Below are 23,163 nucleotides of genomic sequence, written 5' to 3'. Positions count from 1 at the left end.
GGAAACTATGAGAAAAATCATTGTCGGTTCTAGACGTAGTAAACTAGCGATTACCCAAACGAATTGGGTGATTAATCAACTTAAGGAACTTGGCCTTCCCTACGAGTTCGAAGTGAAGGAAATAGTCACGAAAGGTGACCAAATCCTGGATGTGACGCTTTCGAAAGTAGGCGGTAAGGGACTATTTGTTAAAGAAATCGAACAGGCCATGCTGAATAAGGAAATTGATATGGCTGTACATAGCATGAAGGATATGCCGGCGGTGCTTCCAGAAGGATTGACGATTGGCTGCATTCCACCAAGAGAAGATCACCGTGATGCATTGATTTCAAAGAATCATGAAAAGCTTTCTGAATTGAAACCGGGCTCTATTGTCGGAACAAGCAGTTTGCGTCGCAGTGCCCAAATCTTGTCAAGAAGACCGGATCTTGAAATTAAATGGATTCGCGGGAATATTGATACCCGTTTGGATAAACTAAAAAATGAAGAGTATGACGCCATCATTCTAGCTGCTGCAGGTCTTGCTAGAATGGGTTGGAAGAAAGACGTCGTAACGGAATTTTTAGATGAAGACATTTGTTTACCGGCTGTTGGCCAAGGAGCCCTTTCCATCGAGTGCCGTGCAGATGATCATGATTTATTGTCTGAGCTTGCTAAATTCACGTGTGAAAATACGAAAAAGACCGTAGAAGCTGAACGTGCCTTTTTAGATAAAATGGAAGGTGGCTGCCAGGTGCCGATTGCAGGATTGGCAGTTGCAAAAGACAATGGAGATGTTTCCTTAACAGCTTTAGTCGCTTCCCCGGATGGTAAAGTGATTTATAAAGAAATGGCTGAGGGCCCAAATCCTGAAGCTGTTGGCCTTGAGGCTGCTAGACTGATTAGTGAATTCGGTGGCAAAGAGTTGATTGATCGTGTAAAAGAGGAGCTTGATCAGTAATGAAGCCGTTTTTGCCTCTTAAAGATTATCAGGTTTTAATCACCAGAGGGAAAGGGCAAGCAGAGGGTTTGCAAACTTTAGTGAAAAAAAATGGGGGAACTCCTCTGATGGTGCCGTTGCTTGAGTTTACCCTTCCAAAAAATCTGGAAGAGGTACAAGAACGGTTGAATCGATTGAACAGCTATGACTGGGTCATATTAACGAGCAAGAATGGTGTGGATTTTTTGTTCAGGCTGCTCGGCAAGCAACAACATGTGGTGCTTCCGAAAATAGCCGTCATTGGATCCAAAACGGAAGAGGCTTTGAACGCGTATGGATATGAAGCGGATTTTGTTCCATCCGAATATGTTGCAGAGCGTTTTGTTTCGGAGTTTATTACTCACCTCGAACCCGGTGAACGTGTCCTCCTTGCGAAAGGGAACCTCGCAAGGACGGTCATAGCGGAGGCCATTAATGAAACGAGTGCATCGTGTGATGAAATGATTATCTATCACACCATACTTCCACAAGAGAGCGAAAGACAACTGGTCCAATTAATCTTGAACGGGAAAGTGGATATCATCACCTTTACAAGCTCTTCCACGGTGAATCACTTTACACAGATCATTGAACAATATGAATTGAATACATACATAAAAGACCTTGTCATTGCTTGTATCGGACCGATTTGTGCCAGGACGGCATCGAGAAATGGTTTACATGTTTCTGTATGTCCTGATGTCTATACAACAGAAGCGATGGTTGAGGAAGTAGTACGATATATTGTTAAAAAGAATCCTAAAGGAGGAACCATAAAATGAAAGATATTTTATTCAATCGTCACCGCCGCCTGCGTGCAAGTGCCGGCATGAGGGCTTTGGTCCGTGAAACATACGTACATAAAGAGGATTTAATCTACCCGATTTTCATCATCGACGGTGAAAACATAAAAACGGAAATCGCCTCCATGCCAGGAATTTACCAGCTTTCGATGGATAATCTAGCGGCAGAGATGGATGAGGTCGTGGGTCTTGGCATTAAATCAGTCATTTTATTCGGTGTTCCATTTGAACATGATAAGGATGAACAAGGCACTGGAGCCTTTCATCATAATGGACTTGTCCAACAAGCAACCCGACTCATCAAAAAACAATACCCTGAAGTCATGGTCATTGCCGACACATGCTTATGTGAATACACAAGTCATGGTCACTGTGGAGTAGTTGAGGGAGACAAAATATTAAATGATGCGTCACTTGACCTTCTTGCCAAAACGGCCATCAGCCAAGCAGAAGCAGGTGCAGATATCATTGCCCCTTCTAATATGATGGATGGATTTGTTGCGGCCATCCGTGCAGGACTAGATGAAGCGGGTTACGAAGATATCCCGATCATGTCTTATGCTGTGAAATATTCGTCCGCTTTTTATGGTCCTTTCCGTGATGCGGCCAATGGAGCTCCTCAGTTCGGCGACCGGAAAACGTACCAAATGGACCCGGCTAACCGTCTAGAAGCTTTCCGTGAAGCAGAATCCGATGTAGAAGAAGGAGCCGACTTCTTAATCGTGAAACCAGCTCTTTCCTACATGGATGTCATCAGGGACATGAAAAATACCTTCACACTTCCGATTGTGGCTTATAACGTAAGTGGGGAATATTCAATGGTGAAGGCTGCCGCCCAAAACGGCTGGATCGATGAAAAATCAATCGTAATGGAAATGATGACAGGCTTCAAACGAGCAGGTTCTGACTTGATCATTACTTATTTTTCAAAAGATGTAGCCCGTTGGATCGATGAAGATAATAAGTGAGGAAAAAATAATATAGTTTATTAGAGAAAAGGGGACGGATACATGCGTTCATACGAAAACTCAAAAAAGGCGTTTGCCGAAGCTAAAGACCTGATGCCAGGGGGCGTAAATAGTCCTGTCCGTGCCTTCAAGTCAGTGGATATGGATCCTATTTTCATGGAACGGGGTAAAGGATCCAAACTCTATGATATTGATGGCAACGAATATATTGACTACGTTCTTTCATGGGGTCCACTTATTCTTGGTCACACGAATGACCGTGTAGTTGAGGCATTGAAAAAGGTAGCAGAATCAGGTACAAGCTTCGGTACTTCTACGCTGATTGAAAATGAACTGGCTAAGCTAGTCATCGAGAGGGTCCCTTCAATCGAAATGATCCGAATGGTTTCTTCAGGAACAGAAGCTACGATGAGTGCATTGAGATTGGCGCGTGGCTATACAGGCCGCGATAAAATCCTGAAATTTGAAGGGTCTTATCATGGACATGGTGATTCCTTGCTGATTAAGGCCGGCTCTGGTGTGGCTACGCTTGGCTTACCTGATAGTCCAGGAGTGCCTGAAGGAATTGCAAAGAATACCATCACGGTACCATATAATGATCTTGCAGCCACTAAATACGCGTTCGAACAGTTTGGTGAAGATATCGCCTGTATAATCGTCGAGCCGGTTGCAGGGAATATGGGAGTCGTACCGCCACAACCTGGTTTCCTTGAAGGACTACGTGACTTGACGACCCAATACGGATCCTTATTGATCTTTGATGAAGTCATGACAGGCTTCCGAGTAGGTTATAACTGTGCTCAAGGTTATTTCGGCGTTGATCCGGACTTGACTTGCCTAGGTAAAGTGATCGGCGGCGGTTTACCTGTCGGAGCTTTCGGCGGCAAACGTAAAATCATGGAGCAAGTAGCGCCAAGTGGTAATATTTATCAAGCAGGTACATTATCTGGTAATCCGCTTGCGATGACAGCAGGACTTGAAACCCTGAGTCAATTGACACCTGAATCGTATGATGAGTTTACCCGTAAAGGCGATATGCTTGAAAAAGGAATCGGAGAAGCGGCGAAACAATACGGCATTCCCTATACATTCAACCGTGCCGGTTCCATGATCGGACTTTTCTTTACAAATGAAGATGTAGTGAACTATGATACAGCCAAAACATCTGATTTAGAGTTTTTTGCATCGTACTACCGGGAAATGGCGAACCAAGGGATTTATCTTCCGCCTTCTCAATACGAAGGCTTATTCCTATCAACGGCTCATAGCGATGAAGACATTGAAAAAACAATCGCAGCAGCTGAAAAAGCTTTCGCTTCATTGAAAAAATAATCGTAAGGGCTTCCCCATTCCGGGGAAGCCCTTTTTTATTTGTGATGATTTCTCCCCTCCATTCAACCGTTTGTTCGATTCATTCATCCATTTTTCCCATTGATTAAAGGAATAATCATTTCCCTTTCCTCATAGATTGTTATTGGTATAGGTACTGTTTTTCTGAAGCTGAAAGGAGGAGTTGTCTTGTCGCAAGAAAACGAATCGTATTTGCGATTTTCTTTGGAAGAGTCCGTTTGGTTTCATAAGGGACAGGAAGTGGCTGAGCTCTATTCCATATCCCTCGATCCAAATGTGACGATCCAGGAAAGCGATCAATATGTGTTTATCCGGGGTTCATTAGATTTAAGTGGTGAATACAAAGACTCGCAAAACGGTGATTATGAGGAATTTCCTCAAAGCTTTTTGCCGAAAGCCGTTCAAAAGGTTGAGAGGCATCCAGATGGTCTCAATGAATTCACACACCGATTTCCGGTTGATATAACGATACCGAATAACCGTATCTCCTCATTGGAGGAAATCGATATCACGATTCAGAGTTTTGACTATGCCCTGCCTGAACATAACTGCCTAAAATTACATGCGGATTTGTTGATAACCGGTATTTACAATGATTCCTATGTGGAAGAGCGCATGGAAGTAGATCAAGAGACCGAGGAGACTGAGTTTCTTGAGGAATCAGATGAAGAAAATGAATCATACGTTCCATATGCGGCTGCAGAACCACCCGTCCCTGATTTCCATCATGTCTTCCGCAATGACGAGCAAAGTGATCTATACACGCCATTTTCCGCAGAAGCAAAACGAGTCGCGGAAGCAAAAGAGGATGAAGAAGAGGAACCGGTATACCTAAGCAATCATCAACATAACGCCCCTGTTTTTGAAATTCCTGTATCCCCATTTCCTGAGGAGATGCAGTGGGAAGCCGAGGTCAACAGACAGGATAACGACATAGAGACGCAAGTGAAAAGAAGAGTAATTGAAATTGAGGAAGAGAAAAATGAGACTCCTGTTTCCAAGGAAAAGTGGCCAGCATCGTTTGAGACAGAAAAAGGAGGAAGAATTGAAGAGCAGGTTAAAAGAAGGGTGGATGAGATAGAGGGAGGAAAAGGAGAAAGTATCGAGGAACAGGTCAATAGGCGAGTGGATGAAATCGAGGCAAAAAAAGATGCAGAGAACAAAGGGAACATCGAGGAACAGGTCAAAAGAAGAGTGGCTGAGATAGAAGATAAAAAAGGAAAACGTATTGAAACCGAAGTGAAAAGAAAAGTCGCTGAAATAGAAGAAGAAAAGGAAGGCTCCGTTTATTTGACCGATGTGGAAAATGTGCCAGTGGTTAAAATTCCGGGTTCGCCCCATCAAGAACAGGATGTCATCGTCAATAGGCAAGATGACAATCTTAGTGATGAGAATGAATCCTCAAGCCTCGAAAAGGATCCGGAATCCCTTTCATCTTTGACCGATCTATTCAAAAGAAGAGAAAAACCCGAAAAACAGGCAAAAGAAATGAAAAATTATAAAGGTAGAAAAAAGAAAAATGCCGAACAAGGTGAAAAAGAAAACCAGGATAATGCGGATAAGCAACACACCATCATGGATCTTTTCGGAAGAAAGCAGGAAGAAGAATTGGTCAGGATGAAGGTCTGTATTGTACAGCAGGGGGAAACGATAGATGATCTGGCCCAGCGTTATGGCGTCACGGTACAATCCTTGCTTCTTAGTAATGAACTAGAAGGCAACCAGAGCGTTAGCGAAGGGCAAGTCATTTACATTCCAAAGTCCATTGCTTACAAAAACTAATCACAAGCAGTAAGCAGGGCCTTGGCTCTGCTCCTGCTTTATCTTGCATTTCAAACGATTGGCGAGCTTTTTTTAAAAGAAAGTGAGTGAGTCTCGTGAGGGAAAACGAGAATCAACAAAAGAATATTCAGGATAGTGATTCAGCCTATGTCTTAAAAGAATACGCGCTTTATGTACAATATATCGAGGACTTTGGACGAGTGAAAAAAGTGTATAGCGACCGTGGAACCTTTGCCTTGAAATCGATTACGCCCCACAATGGAATGGACTTTATCCGAAATATCCAAACATTGTATCACCGGGGATATAACCGAATCGTGCCTATTTACCAAACGATGGACCAGCGCTATGCCGTTCTTCATAATGGCCGATTATATTACCTGATGCCTTGGTTGAATAATGAAGAAAATGGCGAACGTGATGAGAAACATAAGCAAATGTTCAGGGAACTTGCACGGATGCATACACTGTCTGTGAAAGAAACAGAGGTGGATACAGAGGAGCGGGAAGCTCATTATGAAAGAACGCTGAGTGAGTGGAATACGCAGAAGGACTTTATGGAGGAGTACATTGTCACCTGTGAAAGAAAGTGGTATATGTCTCCATTTGAGATGTCGGTCTGCACCTTTTTTACGGATATCACCCAGGCATTGAACTACTCTATCAAAAAGTTTGAAACATGGTTCGAAAAGACAAAGGAAAGTGAAAAAGTAAGGACCGTCCTCACCCACGGAAAGGTTTCATTGAAGCACTTTGTATATGATGAACGAGGATATGGTTACTTTATCAATTTCGAGAATTCGAATACGGCCCCTCCCCATTTTGACTTACTACCTTTTCTCGTCAAAACGGCGAGGACCTATCCAGTCCAATGTGATGATTGCGTCGATTGGCTTTATAATTATCTTCGTTTCTTTCCTTTGAAAGAAGAGGAAATGCTGCTGATGCAAAGTTATTTGGCTTTCCCGGGATCAGCACTGGATGTGGTGAAGAACTATTCCGAGGGTAAAGGTCTAAGGACGGAACTGGATAATGTCACGAAGCTGCAACGACAATTCTGGCTTTTGAAGAATGTGGAATATATGGTGATGAAGGTCGAGGAAGTCGAAAAACAGAAAAAAGCGGCTGCCGAGGCGGCCAAAGAGGAACAATCGCCCCCAAGCTAAATATACATGAATGGATGAATATCCAATCATGTATATTTTTTTGTTGTAGGGGAATAATTATATCCATTCTAAATATAAAGATATGGCTAAGAAAATAAAGGCGACCAACAGGAGCATATCGAAGAAAGTTGGAAATATTAACGTACGTATTCCTTGAAAAACAATAAAGGGGACAATGAATTGCTGACAAACACCGCGGAACTTTTTCATCCAAGGTGGCAACGTATAAGGTGAATATTTTCGTCTCAAGATTGCACCTTCCTTTGTAGGACTTCTTTTATTGTATGGGAGGGCTGCGAAACATGTGAGAAATGCGGAACATCATGAAACGTTGATGGTATAATAGGAAGATCGTTCTGTTCTTGTGAGCCTCCCTTAGTGAATAGGGCCATACTTACGAAAGTAAACGAAAAGATGATTGACTCGACCCCCCTTTTTTTTGTACTATATACTATATGCAATTAATGATTTTACATATGAATATAAATGAATGTAAAGACCGGAAATAGTAAGATGAAATGCCCTTTTCAGAGAGGAAACCATTGGTGCGAGGTTTCTAAGCAGGCAGCATCAGAAGTCGTCCGCGAGCAGTCTTCGTGAATAGTTAGTAGCGAAGGCCGGTGAAGAGCCGTTATCCGATTTGAGAGCCGAGAAAAGATTTCTTTCTTTTTCGGAAAAAAGGTGGCACCGCGAACAACTTCCTTCGTCCTTTTATGATGATGGAAGTTTTTTTTATGCCCAAAAGGAGGAAAACAACATGGAAGAAAACCAAATTTCGATGCCAACAAAATATGATCCGCAAACGATAGAGAAAGGCCGTTATAAATGGTGGCTTGATGGGAAGTACTTTGAAACAACAGGTGATGATAAAAAAGAACCGTATACAATCGTCATCCCTCCACCAAACGTAACAGGTAAGCTACATCTTGGTCATGCTTGGGATACAACACTACAAGATATCTTGACGCGTATGAAGCGTATGCAAGGATATGACGTGCTATGGCTTCCTGGTATGGACCATGCCGGTATCGCAACACAGGCGAAAGTGGAACAAAAGCTTCGTGCTGAAGGCGTTAGCCGCTATGACCTAGGTCGTGAGAAATTCGTGGAAGAAACATGGAAATGGAAAGAGGAATATGCAAGCCATATCCGTGAACAATGGGCAAAACTTGGTCTTGGCCTTGACTATACCCGCGAACGCTTCACGCTAGATGAAGGTCTTTCTAAAGCGGTCAATGAAGTATTCGTTACCCTTTATAAAAAAGGATTGATTTATCGTGGCGAATATATCATTAACTGGGACCCATCGACGAAAACGGCCATTTCTGATATCGAAGTAATCTACAAAGATATTCAAGGTGCATTCTATCATATGAAATACCCGCTAGTTGACGGATCGGGAGAAATTGAAATTGCGACAACCCGTCCAGAAACGATGCTTGGTGATACGGCAGTTGCGGTACATCCTAAAGATGATCGTTACAAGCATTTAATCGGGAAAATGGTTCGTCTGCCAATCACAGGTCGTGAAATTCCGATCGTTGGCGATGATTATGTGGATATGGATTTCGGTTCGGGTGCCGTTAAAATTACACCGGCTCATGACCCTAATGACTTTGAAATCGGAAACCGTCATAATCTAGAACGCATCCTTGTCATGCATGAAGATGGTTCGATGAATGAGAAGGCCGGTAAATATGAAGGAATGGACCGTTTCGAATGCCGTAAGCAAATCGTCAAAGACTTGCAAGAAGCTGGAGTACTCTTCAAAATTGAAGACCACCTTCACTCTGTCGGCCATTCAGAGCGTAGCGGAGCAGTTGTAGAACCATATCTTTCTACTCAATGGTTCGTTAAAATGCAGCCTCTTGCTGATGCATCGGTTGACCTTCAAAAGAAATCCGAGGATGAAAAGGTCAACTTCGTTCCGGATCGTTTCGAGAAAACGTATCTGCACTGGATGGAAAATATCCGCGATTGGTGTATTTCCCGTCAACTTTGGTGGGGTCACCGCATCCCGGCCTGGTACCACAAAGAAACAGGCGAGGTATACGTGGGACAGGAAGCACCTGCTGATGCACAGAACTGGGAACAAGATACAGACGTCCTGGACACTTGGTTCAGCTCCGCACTATGGCCGTTCTCGACTATGGACTGGCCGGACAAGGAAAGCATCGATTTCAAACGTTACTATCCGACCGGAGCACTTGTAACAGGATATGATATCATTTTCTTCTGGGTATCACGGATGATTTTCCAAGCGCTTGAATTTACGGGAGAGCGCCCATTCGAAGACGTTCTGATCCATGGTCTTGTTCGTGATGAACAGGGACGCAAGATGAGTAAATCGCTTGGCAATGGTGTCGATCCAATGGATGTCATCGACCAATATGGTGCAGATTCGCTACGTTACTTCCTTTCAACAGGAAGCTCACCAGGGCAAGATCTTCGTTACAGCACGGAAAAAGTGGAAGCGGTATGGAATTTCTCCAATAAGATCTGGAATGCCTCCCGTTTTGCCTTAATGAACATGAATGGCATGACGTATGATGAAATCGATTTAAGCGGTGAAAAGTCCGTTGCTGATAAATGGATCCTTACTCGATTGAATGAAACGATTTCAAACGTGACAAGACTTGCGGACCGTTATGAATTCGGTGAAGTGGGTCGCGTGCTTTATAATTTCATTTGGGATGATTTCTGTGACTGGTATATTGAAATGGCTAAACTTCCGCTATATGGGGAAGACGAAGCGGCGAAGAAAACGACTCGTTCGATTCTTGCATACGTGCTAGATAACACGATGAGATTGCTTCACCCATTCATGCCGTTCATAACGGAAGAAATTTGGCAAAACCTTCCGCACCAAGGCGAATCAATCACGGTTGCTGCATGGCCTGAAGTGAAGGAAGAGTTAACGGATACAGCTGCAGCGGAGGAAATGAAACTGCTTGTTGAAATCATCCGTTCAGTCCGGAATATCCGTTCTGAAGTCAACACGCCTTTAAGCAAAAAAATCAACTTGATTCTAAAAGCAAAAGATGAGTCCATTTTAGAAACATTAGAAAAAAACAGCAGCTATATCGAGCGCTTCTGTAATCCTGAACAATTGACAATCGGCATCGATGTCGAAGAACCAGCACAAGCCATGACAGCTGTGGTTACGGGTGTTGAACTGATCCTTCCACTAACAGGGCTGATCAATATCGACGAAGAAGTGAAACGTCTTGAAAAGGAACTCGACAAACTTAATAAAGAAGTAGAACGCGTACAGAAAAAACTAGGCAACGAAGGCTTCGTCAAAAAAGCACCAGCAAGCGTCATTGAAGAAGAACGTGCCAAAGAAAAAGACTATAGTGAGAAACGTGATTCTGTCATTCATAGAATCAATGAACTGAAACAGCTTTAAAAAAACAAAAAAGGATGAACCGGCTATGTAAGAAGCTGGTTCATCCTTTTATTTGTTACTTAACCGATAGTTTCTCTTTTATAAACAATAGATACTCTTTTACAATATTAAGATTACTGAGCGCACTTAACGTTCTGCTTCCCACTACATCTTCAATTTCATTGAGCATGAGGCTGCCATCTTCGGCGAAAATGAAATCGATCCCGACCATGCCAAAGTCAAAGGCAGCGATTACCCGTTCTACAAGTGTCCGTTCGGCAGCTGACAGCTCATATAACGAAGCAGATCCGCCTAACGTGTAATTGGCCTTGAAGTTAGAAGAGGACTCTCTAAGGACAGCTGCAATGATTCTGTTCCCAATGACAAAGACACGGATATCCTTTCCGAATACACCCGGTTTTTGAACGATCCATTTTGCGTTAGGCAGTTCTCTCAAGTCTTTTTCATGTTCAATCAAGTAAACCTGTTTTCCACCACGTCCATGAACGTCTTTCGCAATGAATGGTAATTCCATATCGTTTGTTGAGGGATTACCATAGCAATAAACTGTATCTGACATTGGAATGCCGATAGAAGTCACATATTGATGCGTCTTTGCTTTGTCATTCACGATTTCCGAGATGAAAGAAGAGTTGAAGCATGTGATATGTAGCCTTTCCAATTGTTTGGTGAAGAAAGGATCGATAGTCCGGACTATTGCAAAATCAGGCAAATCTATCGGTTCGTGCTTGTGTTCGACATACAATTGATTCGACCGGTGGCCGATTTGTATGTGGTTGCGATAATATAAACGCAAATCTAGGTCGAGATTTTTGGCCTCTTCCAGCATCCAATCTATGTATCCCCTGTTTTTTACGGCATCTTCTTGGTTATAAATCAGCCAGCCTGTATGCTTTTTCATTGGAATCCCTTTCTTTCGAATGCATCCACCACATAATCAAACATGCTGTCAGCAATATTAATGCCCGTACATTCGTAAATGTTGAGCAAGTGCGAGTTCGAGTTCACTTCACATAATAGCGGGCCATCTTCTCCGAACAGCAAATCTACCCCGGCAAAATCCGCACCCAATAGAGTAGCGCAACGGATGGCAAGATCACTTTCTGCCTTGGTGGGTGTGTAGGGGAAGGCTGTTCCACCAGCTGTCATGTTTGCTCGGAAATCATGCTCGGACTTCCGTTGCATGGAAGCGATGACTTGATTACCGACGACATTGACACGGATATCCCGGCCTTTACTATGCTCAATGAATTCCTGCATAATAAAAGGCCGGTGCCCAAGCTTTTTCACCGTTTCCATAAATTCATCCTCCGTAGGAATTAAATACACCTGTTCCCCGAATGAACCGTATGCTTCTTTTACAACGAGGGGGTAGCCAAGCTCATTGCCGATTTTTTTGAATGCATCCAGGTTCTTTCTTTCTATTCCTTCATAAGTAAACGGGGGAAACAGGGTTTTTGGCATCGGGATGCCGTGACCCGCTAAAGCTTGATGCGTTTTGGCCTTGCTATCGCACATATCGATGGCCGAGCTGCTGTTATATACGGGTAGGCCGAGCAGTTCCAGATGGCGTGCCAAATGAATATCCTTATCCATAAACAGGACGAAATCTGGTAATTTTCCATCAGTTCCTTTTAGATATGGGGTTCCCTTTTCAATAACGGGAACCAGGTCGGAATTTCGGACAAGTGTTGCCGATATCCCTTTTCTTTCAGCGGACTCTTGTATGAATAAAGCCAAGCTAGAAAACTTTTCATGCTGCAAATAGCCGTTGACGACAATCCAACAATGGAGTGAAGAAGATTTCATGGTCAATCACTACCTTTCATCTAGGTAAATCGTTAATATATTGATAAAATAATTTTAACGCATAAGAGCGGTATAAAGAAAGAGGAGGCTTATCGATAAATGGTAACGGACATGAATGAAATCAACCGATTTTTTGAAGAAAGACAGGTCCAATTAGGTATGAACTTTGGCTTGTCACGAATGGAAACATTATTAGCTAAATTAGGAAACCCCCATGTAGGGCTTAAATATATACATATTGCAGGGTCCAATGGCAAAGGTTCTACGCTCCAATTCATAAAGGAAATCCTGTTGGCTGAAGGGCTACGGGTGGCTTCTTTCACATCCCCATACTTAATTCGACTGAATGAGCAGGTAAAGATAAACCGGGAGGAAATCAGCAATGAGGACTTTGTCTCTGGATTTCAAGAACTGTGGCCAATCGTACAAGAGATGGATGGTGAAGGAAATGGACCCACTCAATTTGAAATCCTGACAGCGATGGCTTTTTCTTATTTTAGCAAAAAAGGCACGGATTTGGTTTTACTGGAAACGGGACTTGGGGGAAGGCTCGATACCACCAATGTCGTCAAGCCACTTCTTTCCATCATCACCTCCATTTCTTTGGAGCATACGAATATCCTCGGTAATACGCTAGGGGAAATTGCTTTTGAGAAGGCAGGGATCATTAAAAGAGGGGCACCGATCATCAGTGGAGTGACAACCGAAGAGCCAGCAAAGGTGATAGAAGATAAAGCACGTTCCATGGACGTTCCCTATTATCAAATCGATAAAGACGTTCATGTACATGCCATTAAGCAGGATGAACTCGGTCAAAGCTTCTCTTTTTCATTCAAGGATACCACCATCGAAAATATAGCGGTAAAGATGCTAGGGCGCCATCAAATCAATAATGCGGCACTGGCCATCGCAGCTGCTACAATTGTAAGAGAGGACATCCATGAACAAAGTATTCGGAAGGGGATAGGGGAAGCACAGTGGAATGGCCGTTTTGAGATAATTTCCGATGAACCGTTGATCATCATTGATGGGGCGCATAATCCAGCCGGTATTGAGGTGCTACTTGACACGTTAAAGACACGCTATCCGGATCATAGTTATCGGTTTATATTCAGTTCGTTTCGTGATAAGGATTATGCTACAATGCTTCATCTACTCGACACGGAAGCAAGCCAAATAACCGTTACTGAATTCAAGCATGAACGGGCAGCGAACGCGGAAGCGCTTTATGAACATTGTTCTAAGGAGAAACGGGAATTGGAGAAGGATTGGCAGAAAGCGATCATAACCGGCAAACAAAGGACAAACGCACGAGAAGTACTGGTCATCACGGGTTCTCTTTATTTCCTTTCTCTTGTCCGGAAATTTGTATACAGTGCTGAATGATCATCGGCATGTCCACTTATAGCAGTCATTTTTTCTACCCTATTTAGCTTTATACCCTTTTGTCTTTTGAGACAGAAGGGTTTTTTTGGGTTCCAAAAACAAAGAAACAAAGACTTTTAACCTATTAGTTTTAAAGTTTTTTAATTTGGGTATAGTGCTAAAGTAACTGATTACTGGTATGATTAATGTGTCAAGATACTCATGGGGATGGGGAGAATAAATGATTATTTCTAGAAAAAAAAGAATGGCTGTCTATGTGATGTGGTTTCTTATTATACCCGCTGGTTTAGTCGGGACTTTTCATGTATTTCCGCCAATCACGAGTGGGAATACGGGAGACATTGTTGCTTTTCTCGCACTCATAAGTGTATTGACCTTGATGCCGATTATGATTAACAATATCCCGATCACAGTCGTACAGGGAGTTTCGCTCGCGGTCTTTCTAGTGTTCGGACTAGCTATCGAAATCCTGGTCACACAGGTTACCTTCATGTTCATTATAGTCAGGCTTCGATTAGCCAAAAAGGATTGGTATCGGTTTCCGCTTAATTCCATCACGTCATTTATATTTTGCCTATTGAGTGGACTGGTCTATTATGGCTTAGGTGGAGATCATGATTTCACTTCCGGTATTGATATTTTCGACATTCTGTTGATTCTCGTTTATCTGTGTTCTTATTTTTTATTCAATCATTTAGCTGTCACCGTCTCCCATTCATTGTTATATGGGAAAAAGATGGAGATGAAAACAAAGGATGCTTTATGGGACGGTTTCTTAAGCCTCATGACCATGCCAATCGGGATTATTTTATTTATTTTATATATCGAAATGGGGACCTTGGCCATTTTGCTCGTAGGGGCGGCTTTGATCAGTTTGGCTTATATCATGAAACAATACTATTTTACTAAGGAAATAAACAGGCATTTAAAAAAGGTGAGTGAATTTGGTCATCAGTTGACTCAAAGGCTACAGGCGAACGAGGTACTGGATCTATTTATTGATGGCAGTTCAGCGATCATCCCTTCCAAGTACACGCTGGTCTTCGAGATATTCGATGAAAAAGAAAACGCCCAGATATTACGATATGCAGAAAATGGCGTACAAATAGAAAAAAGGATTCAACCTGTTTCCATAAAAGAAGGAATTTATGCAACCCTTTTTCAATTGAAAAAGGCCAAGGTCTTTCATGCTAAAAAGGAATGGAAGCATCTGTCCAATTATGGGAATTTCCCCGAAGACGTGGAAAGCATCATGGCCATTCCGATTCTTCGGAACTCTGTTGTAGTTGGAGAAATCATCGTTACCTCTTCCAAGAAGAGGGCGTATGGTACGCATCAAACGAAGATCATGGACATTCTCTCATCCTACTTATGGGTGGCTCTTGAAAATGCTCGCCATTATCAGGAAACTAAATACAGCAGTGAACGATGCGCATTAACCCATTTATATAACTTTCGGTATTTTGAATGTGTGTTACATAAGGAGTTCGAACGTTTACAAAACCAATCAATCAATCAGTTGTCGCTGATCCTTCTTGATATTGACCATTTTAAATCGGTAAACGATACAAATGGGCATCAAAGCGGTAATGAAATCCTTTGTGAATTGGCAGAGCGTCTAGAGGGCATTGTTGGTCATTTAGGGGTAACAGCAAGGTACGGTGGAGAGGAATTCGTTATCCTCTTACCCAATGTTGGAAAAGAAGAAGTCTATCAATTCGCTGAATTTATCAGACTCTCGATAGCCAACAAGCCCTTCACCGTCCATTCGGATTTAAATGAAAATAGACGGGAAGAGTCCATTTCCATTACAGCAAGCATAGGGGTCGCAACAGCACCGGTCGATGCCGAAGATGCCCAATCGATAATCAGGCACGCTGACCGTGCCATGTATACAGGCGCAAAACAAGCTGGGAGAAATAAAGTGGCAGTATATGGAGGGTAAAAAGGCAGGATTCCTTGGAGTCTTGTCTTTTTTTATAAGGGTGATTTTACCAATATTAAAAATTAATGGATTTATTGCCCATTCCTGTGCATTTTTTGATAAAATATGCTTAAGTAATAAGACTATATAACTAATAATGGTATAAGCAATCGATAGAGAGAAACATATAGACTTACATTACCAGGAACTAAAACTGCTTCGTATAAGGCAGAGGAGAGATAAATTATAAATGAGAGTGATGTGTAAATTATGAAAAAATCAGTGGGGTTCTTCTTGTCATTGGTGTTACTATTTTCGTTTTTATTTCTACCTAAACCTTTAGAAGCAGCTGTTCAAACGTCTGGTCCTAAACTGAGAATCCTTGAGATAATTGCAACGGGGGAATCTTCACAATTAAAGAGTATCCTGGGTAATGACTATGAGTATACCTTAATGACGATGAAGAAGTTTGTCGCACAGCGGGAAGAGCTGGATGGCAAATATGATGTTATTGCGATTATGGAGGGGAATTATACTTCTGACCCTGTAAGTGGGGATAATCATAATACAAAAGGTGTAATGAATGACATAACGAATTTAAAAGCAAATGAAATCATTAATGATTTCATTAATAAAGGACAACCTGTCATCCTACATACCAAAAGTCTAACGACTGGTTCTAAAATAAAAGCGAAGTTTAGCAATCAAAATCTATTAAGTAAAAATAATGTCATCAACTATGATAGTACTAGTACCAATTCAAGCGGAAGCTTTTGGGATCGCTGGAACGAATTCTGGTATGGAAGTGGAAAAAATAATAATGAAAGTACACAAACAGATAAAGATAATATGAAAAAGGCTTTTAATGATTTTCTTAAAGGAGATAAGTACAAGCAATCCCCACGCTTTACATTAACTAAAGCCCCTGATAAGGAGAAGACATATCAGCCAAAAGAGGACATGGAATTCACGATGAATGTAGTCGTTCCTTCGGATATCAACTCGAGGAGCCTAAAAGCCAAGCTATATATCGATTCCAATTTTGACGACAAATATACGACAGACGAAATTGTATTGGAAGAGAACATTACTTCGAAATCAACAAACCTTTCTTTTAAACTACCAAATGGTTATTCAGGGGTACGTTATTGGAAAATGGAGCTTGTGGATTCCGGTAATAACTTAAAGAGTTATGAAAAAGGGATGATTAAGTTCGTTGACAAAAAAGTGGAAGTAAAAGTGCTCCAAGTCTACACCAATGAAAAAAGTTCGTTAAAAAGGAATAGCAACCCGAATAATATGAATCAATCCTATTTAAATAGTAACGAATATAGTATCTCAATTGACGCAACGAGCATGGACACTTTTAATAAGTCAAAAAAAGAAGAAACGAGTTATTCGCATGAGGTCATCAATGGAAAATATGACATGGTCATCTTTGGATTTGCCGATTCTTATAATAGATCGGCGAATATAAATACAAATGCAGTGGCTTCATTGAAAAGGTTTATTGCTTCTAAACAAAGCATCATGTTTACCCACGATACCATTTTTGAAAATAATAACAATTGGGTAAAAAATTTCATGAATGATACAGGACAAATCAGTCCTCAGACGAATCTTGGATATGGTGCACCCAATACTTCGAGAACGACGAAAAGAATCAATGATGGTTTAATGACAACCTATCCATATGCTTTGAAAAATGAATTATCAGTGGCATTAACCCATAATCAGTATTACACGCTTGACTTGGAGGATCCAGAAATAATTCCTTGGTATAATATCACTGGAAACAGTCGGGATGAAAATGATAGCTGGAATCATTATTATACCTACTCGAAAGGGAACATTACGTACTCTGGAACAGGTCATAAGGGGGGAAGTGATAGCTTCCCTGATGATGAGCAAAAGTTATTCGTTAACACGATGTACAGAGCGTTCCTAGGGTCGAATCATGCACCTGAAATTACCATTCATACTCCAACAGAAAATCAGGTCATCCCTTTAAACCAGAACATCGAATTATCTTACACACTACAAGATTATGATTTAAAAGATAAAAATCTATCCACTAAAGTGTTTATGGACGAGAAAGAAGTATCGGAAGAAAAAGATGTGATTAATGGATCGACAATTAATATGTCTCTACCTCATAATTTACAGGATAGTAAAGTTGTGACGATCAAGGTCCAAGCAACAGACCAATCTGGCGCAGTCAGTGAAAAAGAAGTGAAAGTAAACGTACAAAAAATAAATGCCAATCTTGAAGTAAGCAGGATTTTGAAATCAAATAACTTAGTGGAAGTCGGACAACCTGTAGAAATCGAATATACGGTAACACCGAAAAAAATCACTGGAATAGAAGCTCAAGCCCTTTCTGGCAATTCCGTCACTCTAGAAGCCATGGCATTGAGAGAAAGTTTTCCGGCAGATTTGGAGGTCACTAGTGACGGTACGAAAAGTGGGACAGCATCAACTGGTATATCCCTAGAAAAGACATTGAGTATTGTCTACAAAAAAGTGGGCAATGACTTCGTTGCTAGTCCTTTGACGTTCAGTGTCCATGTCACGCCAACTGCAAAAAAACAGTATATATTGGCTAATTCTATATTGAGATATAAGGATTTAACTAATATCCAAAAGGAGTTAACGTTTAATACATTAACGTTCAATGCGGATTTCGCCTTAACTGGTATTGATTTTCCTGATTCTTACGTACTCAGTAAGGGTACAGAAAAAAACTTTTCGATTGACTTGAAAAAGTTGCCCGCAGATGCAGGAGTCAAGAGTATTTCATGGAGTGAAGAAAGCAGAGGAAATATTTTGGATTTAAATCCTGCTTCAGGAACGGCTAAAGTAATAAAAGAAGGAAATACATTCTTAAAAGTGAAAGTTACGGACAATTTCGGGAATGTTTTTGAAAAGAGAGTTCCTGTGACAGTAAGAATTCCGGTCAATTCGTTTACTTTAACTGACCTAACATTACATGTTGGCGAGACACTACCATTACCCGTTAGTAATATATCACCAAAGGATGGCAAGTCTAGCTTAGAGATTGTATTGGGTAACAATGACATAGCTCGTGTTAATAAAGAAGAATTCACCATTACAGGGTTAACGACTGGTGAAACCCTTATGACTGTTACGGGAATTGATTCTAATGGTGAGACAGTCAAACACACTTCCATGATTACGGTGACAGAGGTACCCGTAACAGGTATAGAAGTGTACCCAAACGTCATTACCATGAATAAGTTCGATGAATTTAAAGATTTCACTGTTAAAATTTTACCAAGTAACGCAACGGATAAAACAGTAGTTTGGACATCTTCCGATAGCAACATTGTGGAAGTGGTGGAGAATGGTAAAATCAAGGGCGTCAGTACTGGGACGACGAATATAGAGATTACATCTAAATCAAACCCTGTTGTGAAGGCCATAGTCAAGGTCCAAGTAGGTCAACCTCTTGAAGGAATCATCGTACCGGATATCACGCTACAAAAAGGTACTTCACAACCCATTGTCGTACATCATAGTCCAGCAGATGCAACAAACGTCGATACAACTGATTTCTCTCCTCTAAAGAATGATTATATAACGGTAACTAATGGAGCTGTTCATGGAGTGAGGGTAGGAAAAACTGAAATGATCGTTACAGTAAAAGATGATAAAGGTAAAGAATACAAAGCTGTCGTGAAGGTCACTGTTACGCCAATGGCCGAAAAAGATTCAAATGACAAGCAAGATAAATATTAATATTTTAAGGGCCGGGGCAACCCGGCTTTCGTTTATCTTCTAAACAGGAAAGGACATCCTATGAAAAAAAGAATCTTAATCATTAGTTCAATAGTTTTATGTATCTTGATTGTGGCTGGTGGGGTATATCAATACAACACAGCCAAAGCGGAAAAGAAAGAACAGTTTGAATCGCTGCTTACTTACATAAAGGCAGGGGAAGAAGAGAATGCGGAAAAGGTGTTGAAGAATAATAAATCAAAGGCATTCATCAATAAAGAATCGGAAGAGGGATACACTCCACTGGAATACGCCTTACACATGCAACTTTATTCTTTGGCTAGGACACTTTTAGAACAAGGGGCAGATGTGAGCACGAAAGCGGATAACCCTCTATTCATCCAGCTTGCTCATTCTTTAGATCATTACCAGCAGATGCAAGTCGAAGAAAAGCAGAAAGCCAAAAATGAGATGTTTAAAATGGCGCTAAAAAAAGCGGAAGCGAAGCTAAAAGAGAAGGATGAACAAGGAAACACGGCCCTCCATATCGTGTCCCTAAAAGGGGATGATGAACTAGCACGACTTTTTATAAAGTATGGGGCTAACCCTGGAACCAAAAATAAAACAGGAGAAACGCCGCTCATGCTTGCCGTTCAGGAAGGGAATGTAAAGGCTAGTCAAGTATTGATAGAAAGCGATAAAGAACTAACAAAGATACGGGATCAGGGAAAGAATACTCTACTAACTCTAGCGGTGATTGGTGGTAGAACGGATATAGTGAAGCTGCTTACTCGTATGGGGGCGATTCCGGTAAATAGCAAAAATAATCTGGGTAAGACAGCCCTTATGTATGCCAGCGAGTTCGGAGAGATAGAACAAGTCCAGTTATTACTCGACGCCAAGGCTAATAAAGCATTAAAAAGCAATGATGGAAAGACCGCAAATGATTACGCTAAAGAATGGAACCATAAAGGGGTTATGAAACTATTGAAATAACAAACCAGGGAGCCCAAGAGCTCCCTGTATTATTTATCTTTATTCAACTTATCGGGTATGACATCCAATCCTTCCACCTTTGGAAGGGCATGCGTCTTATTTAGAAAAAGCCTTTTGTTGTTTTTTATGGTCAACCTTGACTCGGCGTCTTCTTTTACTGCAGGAAAGCTTAAATCGCCATCACCCTTATCATCTTCTACGTCTCCACGATAACTATTGACAGTTAAATAACTCTTAGAAAAGACCCCACCATTAATATTCAGAATGGATCCCACTGCAAAAATCTCAGAAGACGTCGGGTCTTCTATATTCGAAACCTCTTTGGAATCACATCCAGAAGCAAAGCGGTATTCACAGGAAGACTTACTTTCTGTATAAAAATAACCATTGATCGTATTGGTTTCATTTTGAAATTTATTTATCCGCGCAATGCTAAGTTTACCTTGTGTCATTAAGATCAAAGACGAATCATCTGGTTGATCTCCACATTTGTTTTTGTAACAAGGAATATCTGCATTATTTAGGGTAGTAGAACCAAGTACATAGATGACGGAATCAAAACTTACCTTCCCTTTAATCGTCAAGTCACCTGTAATTAAAATATTGCCTTTAACATCCATAGATTCCAATAAGGAGTTTTCAATCGTTGCATTACCGGAAATGACTAGCCATTGCTTGTCCCCAAGCTCGATATCGAAGCTGTCTATATAGGCGTCGCCGGAGTGAATAATCGGCGATATTGTACCATACTCCGTTAAATCATCGAATCTGACTTTTTCATTTTTAGGGTAATCTTTTTGATTAATGGATTGATTCAAATCTTCAATCGACATATCAATATCTAGACCCGAAATACCAATACTACTAGATGATAGTTTATCAATAAACGTTTCTTTTATATCAATCTCATTGAAAGTGTCATCTACATCATTGAAAAGGATGTTTCCAGAAAGAAAAGCGTCTTTCAATGTGGGAACATTCAATCGCTGCCATCTCAACTCTTCTTTGTCATGTCCTGCTCCACCATAGCACGAGGGGGCCGATATACAAATGTTCATCCCTTGCCGATTCGCATGTAGTTCACTATAATCTTCAACGGCCGGCAAGTCGGTCTTCCTTGAAAGCAGGGAGGATTTAAACATATACAAAGCTTGATTACTGATATTAAATTGCTCTTTTGCGTAGATATTTCCATCAATATAGGGAGAACCATTAATGGTCAAATCTTTGCCGGCACCAAGAGCATACTTTAGAAAGCTTGGCATCGCCGTAATGTAGACCTTTTGATGATATTTGCCGCTGCTTACTTCAAATACTCTCGTGTTATCATGTTGGTTATCAATCGTTGGATAATTTTTCGTTAAATCTTCTATTGTGAAAATACCTTTCAAGTTTTCCTCGTTTATGAATGTTGCTAAATCATTATTGTATTCAGACTTACTACCAGAAAGGAGAGGTGTTTCCATTGTATTCACATGTTCCTCAATAATCGAAACCCCCTCTTTTACGGCACTTATATCATCGATATCCTCCACGATTTCTGTTTCCCTTATTTCCGTTCTCTTTGCTCCATTAATGCTCGCAGCAAGAAGTACCATGCCAAGCGTGGTCAGAATCAAAAAAGAAAGCAACACGGATAAAAGGGTATATCCTTCTTCGTTATTCCATTTCATGAATTTCACTCCTTAAAATCCAAACGAGCTTTCTAATACAAGTGGTTCAGTCGTAACAAAGAACCCTTTGGCATGAATATTATTTTCAATGACCATCGTGACATGAATCGTACTATGCGTACATAAGGTCCCTGAGGGGTCCCTCGTGCAGTCAGAACTATCCGTATCGAGTCTAATGCCCGTTTTCTTTTCCGTTTGTGTACCTTCGTTTATATCAATAAAAGAAGAAGTGGAAAGATTAAGAGTGTTCAATACGCCCTTATTATCAATGATGAACTGGCTATCTTTAAAATAAATATCCACTGGTTCCGTTCCCTTGCTATCTTCTATGATGAATCCATCTACCGTTTTCTCTTCTTGTACGTTCAACGTAACGCCGTTTTTTCCATCTTCATTAAGAGGGGTAACATATTTAGGCTGGTTGGTTGTCAGTTCATTCATAATCATGGTGGCGATATAATCCGCATCTTCTCTAAGCTGGCCTTCAATTTGGATTTTTTGATAGAGGCTAAGGCCGGTGATGAATAGTGAATAAATAACGCCTGTAATGAAGGTTGTAATGGTTACAGCAAGTAATATCTCAATCAGGCTCAGGCCATTCTCGTTCGAGAGAGATTTTTTTACTTTTTCAAAAGGCCGGTGACAGCTGTTTCTTTGTCTTCCCAAACCACCTTCACCTCGATTCTAATCAAATTCTTATTAAGATCATAGCCTGTATCCTTCACTGCTACATTTTCATATTTTTTAAGGGTAATTTCTGTATCATATTTGTAATTATTTATGGTAGGTTGCAAGATTTCGGAACAGCTTGTTGTATAGAGGGAAGGGCGAGTGTTGCAGTCTGGTAGAGATATTTTGATGCCTTCTGAGTCTAGTGAGGCGATTCCATATTGTTTATAAAGTTCATTAAACTCAAGTTGGTCAAAGTAATTGATCACATTTCTCGCAACATTTATTCCGACTGTCTTACTCTGGTTCCTTTTTGTATAATCATAGGATTGTGTAAAGAAGGTCATTACCGTTATGGTAATAATTCCTAATATAGCGATAGAAGCAAGTACTTCAACGAGGGTGAATCCCTTTTGATTTTTCGAAAAAATATTTTCTTCCATACTTTTCCCTTCTTTCAAAATATCTATAAGTATTATACAATATTTTTAGGATTTATTACCCAAATTAAGGAGCTATTTTCGAAAAACGG

At 40.9% G+C, this 23,163-nt stretch carries 17 protein-coding genes and 1 other annotated feature; of the genes, 11 read left to right on the top strand and 6 right to left on the bottom strand.

The window, feature by feature from the left end:
* Positions 1 to 7: 7 nt before the first annotated feature.
* The 6 genes from hemC (at position 8) to ysxE (ending at position 7,027) form a co-directional block, all read left to right on the top strand.
* On the top strand, positions 8 to 940 hold the full coding sequence (gene hemC / locus ACQKL0_RS06265) for a hydroxymethylbilane synthase (RefSeq protein WP_402875850.1): 933 nt from the start codon (positions 8 to 10) through the stop codon (positions 938 to 940).
* On the top strand, positions 940 to 1,740 hold the full coding sequence (locus tag ACQKL0_RS06260) for a uroporphyrinogen-III synthase (RefSeq protein WP_427686701.1): 801 nt from the start codon (positions 940 to 942) through the stop codon (positions 1,738 to 1,740). Before hemC ends, ACQKL0_RS06260 begins: the two co-directional genes overlap by 1 nt.
* Positions 1,737 to 2,729 carry a porphobilinogen synthase gene (hemB, locus tag ACQKL0_RS06255; RefSeq protein WP_402875846.1) on the top strand — a complete coding sequence of 331 codons (993 nt, stop codon included), beginning with the start codon at positions 1,737 to 1,739 and terminating at the stop codon, positions 2,727 to 2,729. The genes ACQKL0_RS06260 and hemB overlap by 4 nt, the downstream gene beginning before the upstream one ends.
* A 42-nt stretch (positions 2,730 to 2,771) precedes the next feature.
* Complete coding sequence (gene hemL, locus ACQKL0_RS06250) at positions 2,772 to 4,061, top strand: glutamate-1-semialdehyde 2,1-aminomutase (protein WP_427686699.1); 1,290 nt, start codon at positions 2,772 to 2,774, stop codon at positions 4,059 to 4,061.
* A gap of 186 nt (positions 4,062 to 4,247) precedes the next feature.
* Complete coding sequence (spoVID, locus tag ACQKL0_RS06245; protein WP_427686697.1) at positions 4,248 to 5,861, top strand: stage VI sporulation protein D; 1,614 nt, start codon at positions 4,248 to 4,250, stop codon at positions 5,859 to 5,861.
* A gap of 95 nt (positions 5,862 to 5,956) precedes the next feature.
* The gene (gene ysxE / locus ACQKL0_RS06240) at positions 5,957 to 7,027 is read left to right on the top strand and encodes a spore coat protein YsxE (RefSeq protein ID WP_402958140.1); all 1,071 of its coding nucleotides are present in this window, start codon (positions 5,957 to 5,959) and stop codon (positions 7,025 to 7,027) included.
* A gap of 57 nt (positions 7,028 to 7,084) precedes the next feature.
* Here the strand turns inward: ysxE and ACQKL0_RS06235 are convergent, their stop codons facing one another.
* Positions 7,085 to 7,237 (bottom strand): hypothetical protein, encoded by a 153-nt coding sequence (locus ACQKL0_RS06235; protein WP_427686802.1) that lies wholly within the window; start codon positions 7,235 to 7,237, stop codon positions 7,085 to 7,087.
* Between the two features lie 276 nt (positions 7,238 to 7,513).
* Positions 7,514 to 7,741, top strand: a binding site (T-box leader).
* Positions 7,742 to 7,784: 43 nt separating this feature from the next.
* Here ACQKL0_RS06235 and ACQKL0_RS06230 point away from each other — a divergent pair.
* On the top strand, positions 7,785 to 10,436 hold the full coding sequence (locus ACQKL0_RS06230) for a valine--tRNA ligase (RefSeq protein WP_427686695.1): 2,652 nt from the start codon (positions 7,785 to 7,787) through the stop codon (positions 10,434 to 10,436).
* A gap of 55 nt (positions 10,437 to 10,491) precedes the next feature.
* Here the strand turns inward: ACQKL0_RS06230 and ACQKL0_RS06225 are convergent, their stop codons facing one another.
* A complete protein-coding gene (locus tag ACQKL0_RS06225; protein WP_427686693.1) occupies positions 10,492 to 11,337 on the bottom strand; it encodes an ATP-grasp domain-containing protein in 846 nt (281 codons plus the stop codon).
* On the bottom strand, positions 11,334 to 12,245 hold the full coding sequence (locus tag ACQKL0_RS06220; protein WP_427686691.1) for an ATP-grasp domain-containing protein: 912 nt from the start codon (positions 12,243 to 12,245) through the stop codon (positions 11,334 to 11,336). Before ACQKL0_RS06220 ends, ACQKL0_RS06225 begins: the two co-directional genes overlap by 4 nt.
* A 99-nt stretch (positions 12,246 to 12,344) precedes the next feature.
* On the opposite strand from ACQKL0_RS06220, the gene ACQKL0_RS06215 reads away from it, so the two are divergent.
* The 4 genes from ACQKL0_RS06215 (at position 12,345) to ACQKL0_RS06200 (ending at position 20,289) form a co-directional block, all read left to right on the top strand.
* Positions 12,345 to 13,631, top strand: a complete 1,287-nt coding sequence (locus tag ACQKL0_RS06215) for a bifunctional folylpolyglutamate synthase/dihydrofolate synthase (protein ID WP_427686689.1) — start codon at positions 12,345 to 12,347, stop codon at positions 13,629 to 13,631.
* Between the two features lie 220 nt (positions 13,632 to 13,851).
* On the top strand, positions 13,852 to 15,576 hold the full coding sequence (locus ACQKL0_RS06210) for a sensor domain-containing diguanylate cyclase (RefSeq protein WP_427686687.1): 1,725 nt from the start codon (positions 13,852 to 13,854) through the stop codon (positions 15,574 to 15,576).
* Positions 15,577 to 15,825: 249 nt separating this feature from the next.
* The gene (locus ACQKL0_RS06205) at positions 15,826 to 19,314 is read left to right on the top strand and encodes a DUF5057 domain-containing protein (protein WP_427686685.1); all 3,489 of its coding nucleotides are present in this window, start codon (positions 15,826 to 15,828) and stop codon (positions 19,312 to 19,314) included.
* Positions 19,315 to 19,374: 60 nt separating this feature from the next.
* Entirely contained in the window at positions 19,375 to 20,289 is a 915-nt protein-coding gene (locus ACQKL0_RS06200; protein WP_427686684.1) for an ankyrin repeat domain-containing protein, read from the top strand.
* Between the two features lie 29 nt (positions 20,290 to 20,318).
* Here ACQKL0_RS06200 and ACQKL0_RS06195 read toward each other — a convergent pair whose 3' ends face one another.
* The 3 genes from ACQKL0_RS06195 to ACQKL0_RS06185 are packed head-to-tail and all read right to left on the bottom strand — an operon-like array spanning position 20,319 to position 23,074.
* Entirely contained in the window at positions 20,319 to 21,962 is a 1,644-nt protein-coding gene (locus tag ACQKL0_RS06195; protein WP_427686682.1) for a hypothetical protein, read from the bottom strand.
* A gap of 12 nt (positions 21,963 to 21,974) precedes the next feature.
* Positions 21,975 to 22,628 (bottom strand): PilW family protein, encoded by a 654-nt coding sequence (locus ACQKL0_RS06190; protein ID WP_427686681.1) that lies wholly within the window; start codon positions 22,626 to 22,628, stop codon positions 21,975 to 21,977.
* Positions 22,583 to 23,074: a type II secretion system protein gene (locus ACQKL0_RS06185; protein ID WP_402986467.1), complete on the bottom strand. Its 492-nt coding sequence runs from the start codon at positions 23,072 to 23,074 to the stop codon at positions 22,583 to 22,585. The genes ACQKL0_RS06190 and ACQKL0_RS06185 overlap by 46 nt, the downstream gene beginning before the upstream one ends.
* Positions 23,075 to 23,163: the final 89 nt, after the last annotated feature.

The sequence above is a fragment of the Peribacillus sp. NPDC097264 genome, assembly GCF_050277925.1.
GTDB lineage: Bacteria > Bacillota > Bacilli > Bacillales > DSM-1321 > Peribacillus.
The sequence above is the reverse complement of the archived record's forward strand: the minus strand, read 5'-3'. Positions and strand labels throughout refer to the sequence as shown.